Origin of the sequence: Bacteroides sp. AF34-31BH (assembly GCF_003602795.1) — a bacterium.
GTDB lineage: Bacteria > Bacteroidota > Bacteroidia > Bacteroidales > Bacteroidaceae > Bacteroides > Bacteroides uniformis.
Genome location: NZ_QTLV01000002.1, coordinates 272,539 through 286,323 on the forward strand (window position 1 = coordinate 272,539; position 13,785 = coordinate 286,323).

The following is a 13,785-nucleotide window of genomic DNA, read 5'->3' on the forward strand; positions in this document are numbered from 1 at the left end:
AGTGCTCTATCAATTCCCATTTATTTCTTTTTTAATTCTCTCGACAACCGCATCGCACAGAAGTTCGGTCCGCACATCGTGCAATACTCCCCATCCACATGCTTCCCTGCATGAAAATAGCTGAACGCACGTTCCGGGTCGAGCGACAAGTCAAACTGGTCTTTCCAGCGGAATTCATAACGTGCTTTGCTCAGTGCATTGTCACGCACTTGTGCTCCGGGATGCCCTTTTGCCAGGTCGGCGGCATGGGCGGCTATCTTATAGGTGATGACACCTACACGCACATCCTCCTTATCGGGCAGTGCCAGATGCTCTTTGGGAGTGACATAGCAGAGCATCGCCGTACCCAGCCAGCCTATCTGCGCTGCACCGATGGCGGACGTGATATGGTCGTATCCCGGTGCGATGTCCGTCACGATGGGGCCGAGCGTATAGAAAGGCGCATCGTGGCATTTTTCTATCTGGCGCTCCATATTCTCCTTAATCTTGTGCATGGGCACGTGGCCGGGACCTTCGATGAAAGCCTGCACATTCTTGTCCCAGGCACGCAGCACAAGCTCGCCCATCGTGTCGAGTTCTGCAAACTGCGCTTCATCGTTGGCATCGTGCGTAGACCCCGGACGCAGCCCGTCTCCCAAAGAGATGGCAACGTCATACTGTGCCAGAATGTCGCAAATGTCATCAAAGTGTTCGTAAAGGAAACTCTCGCGGTCGTGCACCAGGCACCATTTGCTCATGATGCTGCCGCCACGGCTCACGATGCCGCACAACCTTTTCTCGGCCAGATGCACATTGTGGCGGCGTATGCCGGCATGGATGGTGAAGTAGTCCACTCCCTGCTCGCATTGTTCAATCAAGGTGTCGCGGTAGATTTCCCAGGTGAGGTCTTCCACCTTGCCGTTCACTTTCTCCAATGCCTGGTAGATGGGGACAGTGCCCACGGGAACGGGACAGTTGCGGATAATCCATTCGCGCGTTTCGTGTATGTTCTCGCCCGTGGAGAGGTCCATCAGCGTGTCGCCGCCCCATTTGCAGCTCCACAATGCTTTCTCTACCTCTTCTTCGATGCCCGAGGTGGTGGCGGAGTTTCCGATATTGGTATTTATCTTCACCAGGAAGTTACGGCCTATAATCATCGGCTCTGCTTCGGGATGGTTGATGTTGGCAGGAAGCAGGGCGCGTCCGGCAGCAATCTCCTGGCGTACAAATTCCGGTGTGATGTGCGTCTCTATTCCCAGCTCCGCGCAGTTCATGTTCTCGCGAATCGCCACATACTCCATTTCAGGCGTGATGATACCTTGTTTGGCATAGTACATCTGTGTGCAGCATTTTCCTTGAAGGGCGCGGTAGGGCAGGGTGATATGCTCAAAGCGCAGAGAGTCGAGCGACTGGTCGTCGCGGCGCATGCGTCCGTACTCCGACGTTATTTCGGAAAGCTGCTCCACATCGCCGCGTTTCAGTATCCACGGCTCGCGCAGACGGGGCAGCCCTTTCTTCAAATCCACTTCGACGGCAGGGTCGCTGAACGGTCCGCTGGTATCATACACATACACTTCCGGATTCGGAGTAAGTACCTTTTCTCCATCAACGAAGTTCGTACTGGGCACTTGCTCCACCTTGCGCATAGCTACGCGCAATTCGGGAAACAAGGTGCCCGGCAAATATACTTTCTCGGAACGGGGGAATTTTATCTTCTGGTTCATTTTTCTTTAGGTTTTGTTATGTAGAGATTTACGATTAGACAATTTACGATTTACGATTGGAGTTTGTATTGTTAAACAACCTCTCTCAACCGGTAGGTTTATGATTGCATGAGTAACTTCAATCGTAAATCGTAAATTGTCTAATCGTAAATCTCCCTGTTTTGTCATTTTTCATTCAAGAAAGCCGTCAGCGGTGAGCTGGCTTCCGCAACAAAATTATCTGCCTGTATGCCCAGACCTGCTTCGTATGCCATGCGTCCCGCCTCTACAGCCTGCTTGAACGCTACCGCCATGGTCACGGGGTCGCCCGCCACTGCAATGGCTGTATTCACCAGGCAAGCCGAAGCGCCCATTTCCATAGCCTCTGCCGCATGGCTCGGGGCACCGATACCGGCATCCACCACTACGGGGATATTGGCTTGTTCAATGATTATTCTCAGAAAATCCCTTGTCTGTAGTCCTTTGTTTGTGCCGATAGGAGCACCCAGCGGCATGACGGTGGCGGCACCAGCTTCTTCCAGCCTCTTGCACAGTGTGGGGTCGGCCTGGCAATAGGGCAGTACCACAAATCCTAACTTGACCAGTTCTTCCGTGGCTTTCAGCGTCTCCACAGAATCGGGCAACAGATAGCGGGGGTCGGGGTGTATCTCCAGTTTCAGCCAGTTCGTGCCGAAAGCTTCACGCGCCATCTGTGCAGCAAAAACAGCTTCTTCGGCATTGCGCACGCCGGAGGTGTTGGGCAGAAGCTGGATACCGGGATGCTGTATGTGTACCAGCATATTGTCTTCCTTGTTGTCCAGTTCAATGCGTTTCATGGCTACCGTCACCATTTCTGTGCCGGATGCCAGGATAGACTGCTCCATCACTTCATCGGAATTGAACTTTCCGGTTCCTAAAAACAGACGGGAGTTGAACTCACGTCCCGCAATCACTAATTTTTCCATATCAGTCGTCATATATTAATTCTTTATTTTTCATTCTCCATTAAAGAAATGATTCTTTTCATTTCATCTGCCGGACTATCGGCATGCAGTACCGTGCCCGAAAGGGCAATCCCGCTTACCCCCGTCTGCATAACGGCTGGAATATCCGCTATGGTTATTCCACCGATGGCTACTATCGGAAGGTGTATATCCTTCTCCTGCATCCGGTGGATGATAGCTGTATATCCTTCCAGTCCCAATATCGGACTCAGATTCTTCTTGGTAGTGGTGTAGCGGAAGGGGCCGCAGCCTATGTAGTCGGCACCGGCTTTGTAGTGTTGCAGTACATCCTCAAAGGTATTTGCCGTGCCGCCTATAATGTACTCCGCGCCCAGAATCCGGCGTGCGTCGGCTATGGGCATGTCTTTCTTTCCAAGATGTACGCCGTCGGCATGCAGTTTTCGCGCCAGTTCCACATGGTCGTCAATGATGAAGGTGGCACCGTATTGCCGGCAAAGGGCCTGCACTTCCAAAGCTACGGGTTCTATCGTTTCCACCGGGGTGTCTTTCATGCGCAGTTGCACCCAGCGGCAACCGCCCTCAAGAGCCATGCGTGCAGCATCCAGATACGAATATCGTTCCGTATAGTGCGTGATGAACTGCATTCCTCCGTTTTTCAGTCTCTCGTCCTTCATCTTCCTCACCCTCCGCAAGCTGCTTTGATAATGATGATGGGCATGTATTCCCTCAGGATGCATTTTGTCCATTCCGTGCGAAGTACAATACGGTTGTCTACGGCCACGGCAATGCCTTGCATCGGTAGGGCAAGTTCCTCGATAAGTTGTGAAAGGGTAGTGGCGCCGGTTTTCACTTCCTTGTTGTTGACCAATACTTTCATTTTTCTGTTCATTAAGAAATAAAACAATGGAAGTAAATACAAAGAAGCGTCTTTACGGCAAGTTCAGTGAAGAAAAAAATATCCAATTCCTACGGCAGTACTAACTGCATCAGGTTCGAGGGTATAATCTCAGCCCGTCGGGGCACCCCTTTGTCTTTACGGCAACAAAGGTAAGGGAAAATCGGAAATAAAAAACAAAAGAACGTACTTTTTATTTCAGTGATTACTTTTTGTTTACTCGCGCCCCTTTGTGGCACGTATCTTTTTCAGCGTATTCCGAACAGTGGTTCTGACTCCAGTTGAATAAAAATCAAGCTCTGTATTTTCCAGTATCAGTTGCAATTCCTGCAGCAGTTCCGGCTCCTTCCTGCAAAGCAGATAGGCTATTCTGATGGAAAGGGCTTGCACTCCTATGCTTTCTTGCGGAGATAGCATGTGGTCCAGGCAGTAATTCAGCAAATCGACGGAGATTGGAGTAGGGATGGGAATATTATACAGTATAGATAATAAGAGACGTTTGGAACCGTCGTGCGTGCAGTCTATCAGCCGTTGAATGATTTCATCGTACAGTAGGATGAACCAGCCGGGATGGATTTCGCTCAATTTCTCGCATACCCATATTGCCCGCCATGACACCGTCTGTTTTTCATCGTATGTCAATCGGTATATATCTTCAAAATACTCGGGGCAGAGGCATACCTCTTGTACCAGAGAGTCTATCGATAACTTATGAATAGGTACTGCCAAGGTATTTCTGAACTCCGTAATCTTTTCCATATATCCCATTTTGTTGTGAGTGGCAAATATAAAGGAAATGGCCTACTAAAACAAGAAAGGCTGTCTATTTGAAGAAAGACAGCCTTGAAAATATTCTATTTAAGGAATTATGCAATCCCGTGAGCCGTAGCTTCCGGTGCAATCTTCTTGATAAGACCTTGCAGCACTGCACCAGGACCGCACTCTGTGAAGTCCGTAGCACCATCGGCAACCATGTTCTTCACTGTTTGCGTCCAACGTACCGATGCTGTCAGCTGAGCCACCAGGTTCTTCTTGATTTCTACCGGGTCAGTATGAGGCATAGCGTCTACATTCTGATATACGGGGCACTTCGGAGCATGGATTTCTGTTGCATTGATGGCTGCTTCCAGTTCAACTTTGGCAGGGTTCATCAGCGGAGAGTGGAACGCACCGCCTACCTTCAACGGCAGAGCACGCTTTGCACCTGCAGCCTTCATCAGTTCGCAAGCCTTGTTGATACCTTCTATGGAACCGGAAATTACAATCTGTCCCGGGCAGTTATAGTTGGCTGCCACGCAAACTTCACCTTCAGCACTTACTTGAGCGCAGATTTCCTCAACCTTTTCATCCGGCAGGGCAATAATGGCTGCCATAGTGGAGGGCTGTGCCTCGCAAGCCTTTTGCATAGCCATGGCACGGGCATACACCAGTTTCAGACCATCTTCAAAGCTCAGTGCACCGGCAGCAACCAAGGCAGAGAACTCGCCCAATGAGTGACCGGCGGTCATCTCCGGCTTAAAGTCATCGCCCATGCAGAGGGCAGAAATAACGGAATGAAGGAACACGGCAGGTTGGGTAACTTTAGTCTGGCGCAGGTCTTCATCTGTTCCGTTGAACATAATATCAGTAATACGATACCCGAGGATATCATTTGCTTTCTCAAAAAGTTCCTTGGCTAATGCCGAATTTTCGTACAGGTCCTTTCCCATGCCAACGAATTGGGCACCTTGACCCGGAAATACAAATGCTTTCATATTTACTCGTTTTTTAGTGTTTAAATAAAAAGTGCTACAAAGGTAGAGGTTTTTCTGATATTCACCGCACAAACGGATGTTTTTTGTGCAATGCCCTTACTTTAAGGAGGGAAGCTAAAATACAATATGTATGCTTGGGCCTTCTGTGGTATCCGGAGGCTGAAATACTTATAAATGAAACACTTTCTCCTTATTGTACTTCCTACAATTAGACCTCTTGTATATTCTTGTAAATTACATATTGTATTCCATACGATAACAACTGAAAATGATATTGTATAAAGTAAGATATGTATTCAGTTGAAAAATAATGCTTTATAATATTATAAAAATATTCTTTTCCTTTATTGCAAATTAGAAAAACCTATTTATATTTGCAGCGCTTAACGAGATATATTATGCAAAACATAGAACAAAAAACGCCGTTGGCAAACAATCATATCTCTGTGGACTGTGTAGTGATTGGTTTTGACGGAGAACAGCTAAAGGTTCTGCTGATTAAGCGTGCAGGAGAGGAAGAAGGAGAAATCTTTCATGATATGAAGCTTCCCGGAAGTTTGATTTACATGGATGAGGATTTGGATGAAGCTGCCAAACGGGTGTTGAATGAATTGACGGGGCTGAAGAACGTCAATCTGATGCAATTCAAGGCATTCGGCTCAAAAAACCGTACGAAGGACCCCAGAGATGTACATTGGCTGGAACGTGCCATGCAGTCCAAGGTAGAGCGTATTGTCACCATAGCCTATCTTTCCCTGGTGAAGATAGACCGCGCATTGAACCGTGATTTGGACAATTATCAAGCTAGTTGGGTAGCCATGCCGGATATAAAGGCTCTGGCATTCGACCACAACCTGATTATCAAGGAAGCCATTACCTATGTCCGTCAGTACGTCGAGTTCAACCCGTCTTCACTGTTCGACTTGTTGCCGCGTAAGTTCACCGCATCCCAGCTTCGCACTTTGTACGAACTGGTGTATGACAAGCAGTACGACGTACGCAATTTCCATAAAAAAATTGCCTTGATGGAGTATGTCGTCCCCCTGGAAGAAAAACAGCAGGGCGTGGCCCACCGGGCGGCACGCTACTACCGTTTCGACAAAAAGATATACAATAAAATCCGACGGTAGCCGGATTGTAAATTCTTCATATCACTTTCATTTTAATATTGATAGAAATGTATTTATTAGGTTATGACATCGGCAGCTCGTCTGTAAAAGCGAGTCTGGTAAATGCGGAAAGCGGCAAGTGTGTATCGTCTGCCTTCTTCCCCAAGACTGAAGCGGAAATTATCGCAGTGAAGCCCGGCTGGGCAGAGCAAGACCCCGGAAACTGGTGGGAAAACTTGAAACTGGCCACACAAGCGGTATTGGCAGAATCCGGAGTAAACGCAGAAGACATCAAGGCGATCGGTATCTCTTATCAGATGCATGGCTTGGTATGTGTAGATAAAAACCAGCAGGTGTTGCGTCCTGCCATTATCTGGTGCGACTCCAGAGCCGTGCCCTACGGACAAAAGGCTTTCGAAACATTGGGAGAGGAGACTTGCCTTTCACATCTGCTGAATTCTCCGGGCAACTTCACGGCCTCCAAACTGGCTTGGATTAAGGAGAATGAGCCTTCCGTTTACGAAAAGATTCATAAGATAATGCTGCCGGGCGACTATATCGCCATGAAGTTGAGCGGTACCATCTGTACCACGGTGTCCGGTTTGTCCGAAGGGATGTTCTGGGATTTCAAGAACAACCGGGTTGCCGACTTTCTGATGGACTATTATGGATTCGACTCCTCTCTGATTGCCGACATCAAACCGACTTTCTCCGAGCAGGGACGTGTCAATGCTGCTGCAGCCGCAGAGCTGGGTCTGAAAGAAGGTACGCCTATCACTTACCGTGCCGGCGACCAGCCCAACAATGCCCTTTCCCTGAATGTATTCAATCCGGGTGAAATTGCTTCTACCGCCGGAACGTCCGGCGTGGTATACGGCGTGAACGGTGAGGTGAACTACGACCCCAAGTCACGTGTCAACACCTTTGCACACGTCAACCATGCTGCCGGGCAAACCCGTCTGGGTGTTCTGCTGTGCATCAATGGTACGGGCATTCTCAATTCATGGGTAAAACGCACCGTTGCTCCCGAAGGTATCTCCTACAGCGATATGAATCTGCTGGCGGCGCAAGCTCCCATCGGCAGTGCCGGTATCAGTATCCTGCCCTTTGGAAACGGTGCGGAGCGTATGCTGGAGAACAAGGAAATAGGCTGCTCCATTCATGGCATCAACTTCAACCAGCACGGCAAACAGCATATCATCCGTGCAGCGCAGGAAGGCATCGTTTTTTCCTTTAAATATGGAATCGACATCATGGAACAAATGGGCATTCCCGTGCAGAAAATTCATGCAGGCAAGGCTAATATGTTCCTCAGCCCGCTGTTCCGCGAGACATTGGCCGGTGTGACGGGAGCTGTCATCGAACTGTATGATACCGACGGCTCTGTAGGTGCCGCCAAAGGCGCCGGAATCGGTGTGGGCATATACAAGGACAACAACGAAGCATTTGCCACGCTTGAGAAGCTCGAGGTGATAGAGCCGAAAGTGGCAGACCGCCAGGCTTATGCCGACGCATATGCGCGCTGGAAACACTGGGTAATGTGCTAATGTGCACATTAAAACGTTAGCACGTTAAAACAATAAATTAATAATTAACCCCGTGATGAATGTGTCTGTCATTGGCACATTCTCACATTAAAACATTAAATTCTTATGGCAACAAAAGAGTATTTTCCCGGAATAGGAAAGATTAAATTCGAAGGTAAAGAGAGCAAGAACCCGATGGCATTCCGTTATTACGATGCCGATAAAGTAATCATGGGTAAGAAAATGAGCGAATGGCTGAAGTTCGCCATGGCATGGTGGCACACTCTTTGCGCAGAAGGTGGTGACCAATTCGGTGGCGGAACAAAGAAATTCCCCTGGAACGGTGAGGCTGACAAGGTTCAGGCTGCCAAGAACAAAATGGACGCCGGCTTTGAATTCATGCAGAAAATGGGTATCGAATACTACTGCTTCCACGATGTAGACCTCTGCGAAGAAGCCGAGACCATTGAAGAATACGAAGCCAACTTGAAGGAAATCGTAGCGTATGCCAAGCAGAAACAAGCAGAAACCGGCATCAAACTGTTGTGGGGTACTGCCAACGTATTCGGCCATGCCCGCTACATGAATGGTGCAGCCACCAACCCCGATTTCGATGTAGTGGCACGTGCCGCCATCCAAATCAAAAACGCCATCGACGCTACCATCGAACTGGGAGGTTCAAACTATGTATTCTGGGGCGGTCGCGAAGGCTACATGTCCTTGCTGAATACAGACCAGAAGCGTGAGAAAGAGCACCTCGCACAGATGTTGACCATCGCCCGCGACTATGCACGTGCCCGCGGCTTCAAAGGTACCTTCTTGATTGAACCGAAACCGATGGAACCTACAAAACACCAGTATGATGTAGACACCGAAACCGTTATCGGCTTCTTGAAGGCTCACAATCTGGACAAAGATTTCAAGGTGAACATCGAAGTGAACCACGCTACTTTGGCGGGCCACACCTTCGAGCACGAACTCGCAGTAGCCGTAGACAACGGTATGCTCGGCTCCATCGACGCCAACCGTGGTGACTACCAGAACGGCTGGGATACAGACCAGTTCCCCATTGACAACTTCGAACTGACCCAGGCAATGATGCAAATCATCCGTAACGGAGGCTTTGGCAATGGCGGTACAAACTTCGATGCCAAGACCCGTCGCAACTCCACCGACCTGGAAGACATTTTCATTGCCCACATCGCCGGTATGGACGTGATGGCACGTGCACTGGAAAGTGCAGCCAAACTGCTTGAAGAGTCTCCTTACAAGAAGATGCTGGCCGACCGCTATGCTTCCTTCGACAGTGGTAAAGGCAAGGAATTTGAAGATGGCAAACTGACGCTGGAGGATTTGGTAGCTTACGCAAAAGCCAACGGTGAGCCGAAACAGACCAGCGGCAAGCAGGAATTGTATGAGGCAATCGTGAATATGTACTGCTAATAATGATCAATGTTTAGTGATTAGTGGTTAATAGGTTGCGCATGAGGTGTTTCAATATTAATCATTAATCGCTAATCATTAATCGCTAATCATTAACCATTAATCATTAATATCATGAATTATACAGAAAAAGGCAGTAAACTCTACCTCTTCTCTATTGTGCTGGTAGCCGTCATCGGGGGCTTGCTTTTCGGCTACGATACAGCAGTCATATCCGGTGCCGATAAAGGGCTTCAGGCATTTTTTATGGGTGCCTCCGATTTTGTCTACACAGATACGATTCACGGCATTACCTCTTCCAGTGCACTTATCGGATGTATCATCGGTAGTGCTCTTTCGGGATTCTTCGCATCCAATCTGGGACGTAAGAATTCTCTTTTCATAGCCGGCGTCTTGTTCTTTCTGTCGGCATTGGGCTCCTACTACCCGGAATTCCTTTTCTTCGACTATGGTGTTCCTTCCTATTCCTTGCTCGTGGCATTCAATTTCTACCGTGTATTGGGAGGAATCGGCGTAGGTTTGGCATCGGCCATCTGCCCGATGTATATTGCGGAAATTGCGCCGAGCAACATTCGCGGGACTCTGGTATCATGGAATCAGTTTGCCATTATCTTCGGCCAGTTGGTGGTTTACTTCGTGAATTTCCTTATTCTGGGCGAGAATTCAAATCCGGTGATAAAGGCCATTGAAGGAGTCAACCAGATTCTGAATCCCGAAGCGGCAGCATGGACCACAGAGATAGGATGGCGTCTGATGTTTGTCAGTGAGGCTGTTCCTGCAGGAGTCTTTGCGTTGCTCGTACTGTTTGTTCCCGAAACGCCACGCTATCTTGCCATGAGTGGCAAGGATGATAAGGCACTCCAGGTGTTAAGCCGTATCAACGGCTTGGCTCAGGCAAAGGTTATTCTGTCTCAAATCAAAGCCACGGCAGAGGAAAAGACGGAAAAGCTTTTCACTTATGGCTGGATGGTTATCTTTATCGGTATCATGCTGAGTGTATTCCAGCAAGCGGTAGGTATCAACGCCGTACTCTATTTCGCACCGCGTATCTTCGAAACGATGGGAATGGGCAACCCGATGGTTCAAACCGTCATCATGGGTATCATCAATATTCTGTTCACGTTGCTGGCTGTCTTTACAGTCGAGAAATGGGGACGTAAACCGCTGCTCATCTCGGGGTCTATCGGCATGGCGATAGGTGCTTTCGGAGTAGCTCTTTGCAACGTTGTGGCAGGGCTTCCTCCCATGTTGGCTGTTGTCAGCATCATGGTCTACAGTGCTTCGTTCATGTTCAGCTGGGGCCCCATCTGCTGGGTACTGATTGCTGAAATCTTCCCGAATACCATCCGTGGCGCTGCAGTAGCCATTGCCGTAGCCTTCCAATGGATATTCAATTTCATTGTATCTTCCACCTTCGTACCTATGTACAATATGAGTTTGGGAGATATGGGAGACAAGTTCGGGCACATGTTTGCTTATGGCTTATACGGAATCATCTGTGTGGTGGCTGCTCTGTTTGTCTGGAAGCTTGTTCCCGAAACGAAAGGCAAGACACTGGAAGACATGACCAAGCTGTGGAAGAATAGAAGAAACAATAGATAAGACCGTCATTGAAACTGTCCATATAAGACGGGAAAGAGGAGGCCTGATGAATGCCTCCTCTTTTTGTTATCAATTCCGTATCTTTTCCCTTATCCGTTCAAGATGGGAAAGAAAAATCTTCGGAGGGGAAGATAACATGTAAGGATAAACCGTACCTTTGCACTGTTTTTAATCAGGAATAGCAAGAAAGTTATGGATTCAATGAAAATCAATAAGGTGCAGATACGTAATCTGCAGATTGAAGATTATGACCAGTTGGCACAATCGTTTACGCGCGTTTATTCAGACGGAAGCGATGTGTTCTGGACGCACAAACAAATAGAAAAACTGATACGCATCTTCCCCGAGGGGCAGATTGTGACGGTGGTTGACGAGAAAATCGTGGGCTGTGCGCTTTCCATCATAGTGAACTACGATGATGTGAAGAACGACCACACTTACGCCCAGGTTACGGGCAAGGAGACTTTCAACACCCACAATCCGAAAGGCAACATACTTTACGGCATCGAAGTCTTTATCCATCCCCAATACCGTGGCCTGCGTCTGGCACGCCGTATGTATGAATACCGCAAGGAACTTTGCGAGACATTGAACCTGAAGGCAATCATGTTTGGCGGACGTATCCCCAACTACTACAAATATGCCGATCAAATCCGCCCCAAGGAGTACATAGATAAGGTGAAGCAAAAGGAGATCTTCGACCCGGTGCTGACCTTTCAGCTCTCTAACGACTTCCACGTGCGAAAGGTGATGCGCAACTACCTTCCCAATGATGAGGAGTCCAAGCACTACGCCTGCCTGCTGCAATGGGACAATATCTACTATCAGGCTCCCACACAAGACTATGTAAACCCCAAAACCACTGTCCGCGTAGGCTTGGTACAATGGCAGATGCGTACCTACAAGACACTGGATGACCTTTTTGAGCAAGTGGAATTTTTTGTGGATGCCGTGAGCGACTACAAGAGTGACTTTGTCCTTTTTCCCGAATACTTCAACGCACCGTTGATGGCAAAATTCAACAACGAGGGCGAGTCGCAGGCTATCCGCGGGCTGGCGGCCTATACCGAGGAAATCAGGGAGCGTTTCGTCAAGCTCGCCATCAGCTATAACATCAACATTATTACGGGCAGTATGCCGCTTATTAAGGAAGACGGGCTGCTATACAACGTAGGATTCCTCTGCCGACGTGACGGAAGTTATGAAATGTACGAAAAGATACATGTCACTCCCGACGAGATAAAGTCCTGGGGACTGAGCGGAGGCAAGTCCATCCAAACTTTCGATACGGACTGTGCTAAGATAGGCGTGCTGATATGCTACGATGTAGAGTTCCCCGAACTGAGCCGCATCATGGCGGACCAAGGCATGCAGATACTCTTTGTTCCTTTCCTTACCGATACGCAGAATGCTTACAGCCGCGTAAAGGTGTGCGCCCATGCTCGTGCCATCGAAAACGAGTGCTTTGTAGTGATAGCCGGCAGTGTAGGCAATCTTCCCCGCGTGCACAACATGGACATCCAGTATGCCCAGTCCGGCGTGTTCACTCCCTGCGACTTCGCTTTCCCCACAGACGGCAAGCGTGCGGAAGCCACTCCGAATACCGAAATGATTCTTGTGTCGGATGTGGATCTGGACTTGCTGAATGAACTGCATACCTACGGCAGTGTACGCAACCTGAAAGACCGGAGAGGCGATTTGTACGAGGTGAAGATGAAAAGATGACTTTCCCGAATGCCACACTCGGTTGCCTCCAATGCCACACCTTATTCTCCGAAATGCCACACTTCATCGTCCGGAATGCCATAGGTTTCGGACAACGGAGTGTGGCATTTCAGCTGCTGAAGTGTGGCATCCGGGACGATGAAGTATGGCATTTCGGATGGTAATTCCATAGTTTATCCGTATCTTTACAAAACTTTTATTCTAAAAAACAGAAACAATGGCCAAGAAAGCTCTCTCTGCTCCCGAAATACCTCTCTGCATCAATGTGTTGCGATTACTTAACTACCGTCTGGCTCCCGACGAGCTGATTCTGTTCGACTGGCTTACAGTAAAACAGATTTCTTTTAAATACAAGCCTTTCCATTACTCCCAGGCGCGTGTAGAGGAAGAAACCCGTATCCGCCGTACCCGGCAGGAAGTCATCATTAAGCAATTCTCGGCCTTGGGCTTCTTGAAAACCGACATAAAGGTCAATTCCGTCACCCGTGGACGTGTCCGCTATTACTCCGTGGACTTCAGTGTACTTGCCGACGTGGATGTCCTGGTAGAAATCATCATGCCCCAAACCACGCTCTTCCGTGACTTCATCCTCTACTTTGCCTACCACGCCACTATGCAGAAGAAGAGCAAGGAAGAACAACTGAAGCCTGCCTCCGCCATAAATCACGAGGCTGCCGCCCGAATCTATCAACTGCTGAGCCAAGTCTATGACGAGCGCCGCCAATACTATAATGATGGGGGACTGACCGGAGATGTGAAGCCTGAACGCTCGAAATCTGCCATGCAATTGCAGCATAACAAACCCATAGAACGTAAACTGGCAAAGTTGGCAGACTACTACAACGATAACAGCATCAAAAACGCCTTTCTTGCCTATGTGGACGAAATCCTGACCCAAAAGAAAGAACCCGAAAACCTGATGTATTACTTTCTCTCTTTCGATGAGACATCGGATTGTTTCGGAGTGGTGAATCATTACCTTAATTATTTCACCTTGCATTATAGTTACAGCAGCAACAGTTGAAGTCTATCCGCTGATGATGCTGTTATTATTTCTTTTAATATAATACTTTATTATTCTTTC

At 48.5% G+C, this 13,785-nt stretch carries 13 protein-coding genes and 1 riboswitch; of the genes, 6 read left to right on the forward strand and 7 right to left on the reverse strand.

What is annotated here, in order from left to right; all coding sequences use genetic code 11:
• Positions 1 to 20: 20 nt before the first annotated feature.
• The 6 genes from thiC to fabD all read right to left on the reverse strand — a co-directional run bounded on the left by thiC (position 21) and on the right by fabD (position 5,296).
• Complete coding sequence (gene thiC / locus DWZ67_RS04750) at positions 21 to 1,703, reverse strand: phosphomethylpyrimidine synthase ThiC (RefSeq protein WP_117866584.1); 1,683 nt, start codon at positions 1,701 to 1,703, stop codon at positions 21 to 23.
• Between the two features lie 164 nt (positions 1,704 to 1,867).
• A complete protein-coding gene (locus DWZ67_RS04755) occupies positions 1,868 to 2,647 on the reverse strand; it encodes a thiazole synthase (RefSeq protein ID WP_035448505.1) in 780 nt (259 codons plus the stop codon).
• A gap of 23 nt (positions 2,648 to 2,670) precedes the next feature.
• Complete coding sequence (locus DWZ67_RS04760) at positions 2,671 to 3,321, reverse strand: thiamine phosphate synthase (RefSeq protein ID WP_009038436.1); 651 nt, start codon at positions 3,319 to 3,321, stop codon at positions 2,671 to 2,673.
• A 5-nt stretch (positions 3,322 to 3,326) separates the two neighbouring features.
• A complete protein-coding gene (thiS, locus tag DWZ67_RS04765; protein ID WP_005837106.1) occupies positions 3,327 to 3,524 on the reverse strand; it encodes a sulfur carrier protein ThiS in 198 nt (65 codons plus the stop codon).
• Between the two features lie 69 nt (positions 3,525 to 3,593).
• A riboswitch (TPP riboswitch) is annotated at positions 3,594 to 3,684 on the reverse strand.
• A gap of 74 nt (positions 3,685 to 3,758) precedes the next feature.
• Positions 3,759 to 4,301 carry a hypothetical protein gene (locus DWZ67_RS04770; protein WP_005837107.1) on the reverse strand — a complete coding sequence of 181 codons (543 nt, stop codon included), beginning with the start codon at positions 4,299 to 4,301 and terminating at the stop codon, positions 3,759 to 3,761.
• A gap of 107 nt (positions 4,302 to 4,408) precedes the next feature.
• Positions 4,409 to 5,296, reverse strand: a complete 888-nt coding sequence (gene fabD / locus DWZ67_RS04775; protein ID WP_005825542.1) for an ACP S-malonyltransferase — start codon at positions 5,294 to 5,296, stop codon at positions 4,409 to 4,411.
• Positions 5,297 to 5,694: 398 nt separating this feature from the next.
• Between fabD and DWZ67_RS04785 the strand changes: the two genes are divergently transcribed.
• The 5 genes from DWZ67_RS04785 (at position 5,695) to DWZ67_RS04805 (ending at position 12,701) form a co-directional block, all read left to right on the forward strand.
• A complete protein-coding gene (locus DWZ67_RS04785) occupies positions 5,695 to 6,426 on the forward strand; it encodes an NUDIX hydrolase (RefSeq protein WP_005825541.1) in 732 nt (243 codons plus the stop codon).
• 47 nt (positions 6,427 to 6,473) lie between these two features.
• The gene (locus tag DWZ67_RS04790; protein ID WP_005825540.1) at positions 6,474 to 7,952 is read left to right on the forward strand and encodes a xylulokinase; all 1,479 of its coding nucleotides are present in this window, start codon (positions 6,474 to 6,476) and stop codon (positions 7,950 to 7,952) included.
• Positions 7,953 to 8,057: 105 nt separating this feature from the next.
• The gene (gene xylA / locus DWZ67_RS04795) at positions 8,058 to 9,374 is read left to right on the forward strand and encodes a xylose isomerase (RefSeq protein WP_005825539.1); all 1,317 of its coding nucleotides are present in this window, start codon (positions 8,058 to 8,060) and stop codon (positions 9,372 to 9,374) included.
• Between the two features lie 114 nt (positions 9,375 to 9,488).
• Positions 9,489 to 10,976: a D-xylose transporter XylE gene (xylE, locus tag DWZ67_RS04800; RefSeq protein ID WP_005825537.1), complete on the forward strand. Its 1,488-nt coding sequence runs from the start codon at positions 9,489 to 9,491 to the stop codon at positions 10,974 to 10,976.
• A 192-nt stretch (positions 10,977 to 11,168) separates the two neighbouring features.
• Entirely contained in the window at positions 11,169 to 12,701 is a 1,533-nt protein-coding gene (locus DWZ67_RS04805; RefSeq protein WP_117962484.1) for a carbon-nitrogen hydrolase family protein, read from the forward strand.
• 41 nt (positions 12,702 to 12,742) lie between these two features.
• Here DWZ67_RS04805 and DWZ67_RS20560 read toward each other — a convergent pair whose 3' ends face one another.
• Positions 12,743 to 12,871: a hypothetical protein gene (locus DWZ67_RS20560; protein WP_005837113.1), complete on the reverse strand. Its 129-nt coding sequence runs from the start codon at positions 12,869 to 12,871 to the stop codon at positions 12,743 to 12,745.
• Positions 12,872 to 12,918: 47 nt separating this feature from the next.
• Here DWZ67_RS20560 and DWZ67_RS04810 point away from each other — a divergent pair, with 47 nt between their 5' ends.
• Positions 12,919 to 13,725 (forward strand): hypothetical protein, encoded by an 807-nt coding sequence (locus tag DWZ67_RS04810; RefSeq protein ID WP_005825533.1) that lies wholly within the window; start codon positions 12,919 to 12,921, stop codon positions 13,723 to 13,725.
• The last annotated feature ends 60 nt before the right edge of the window (positions 13,726 to 13,785 follow it).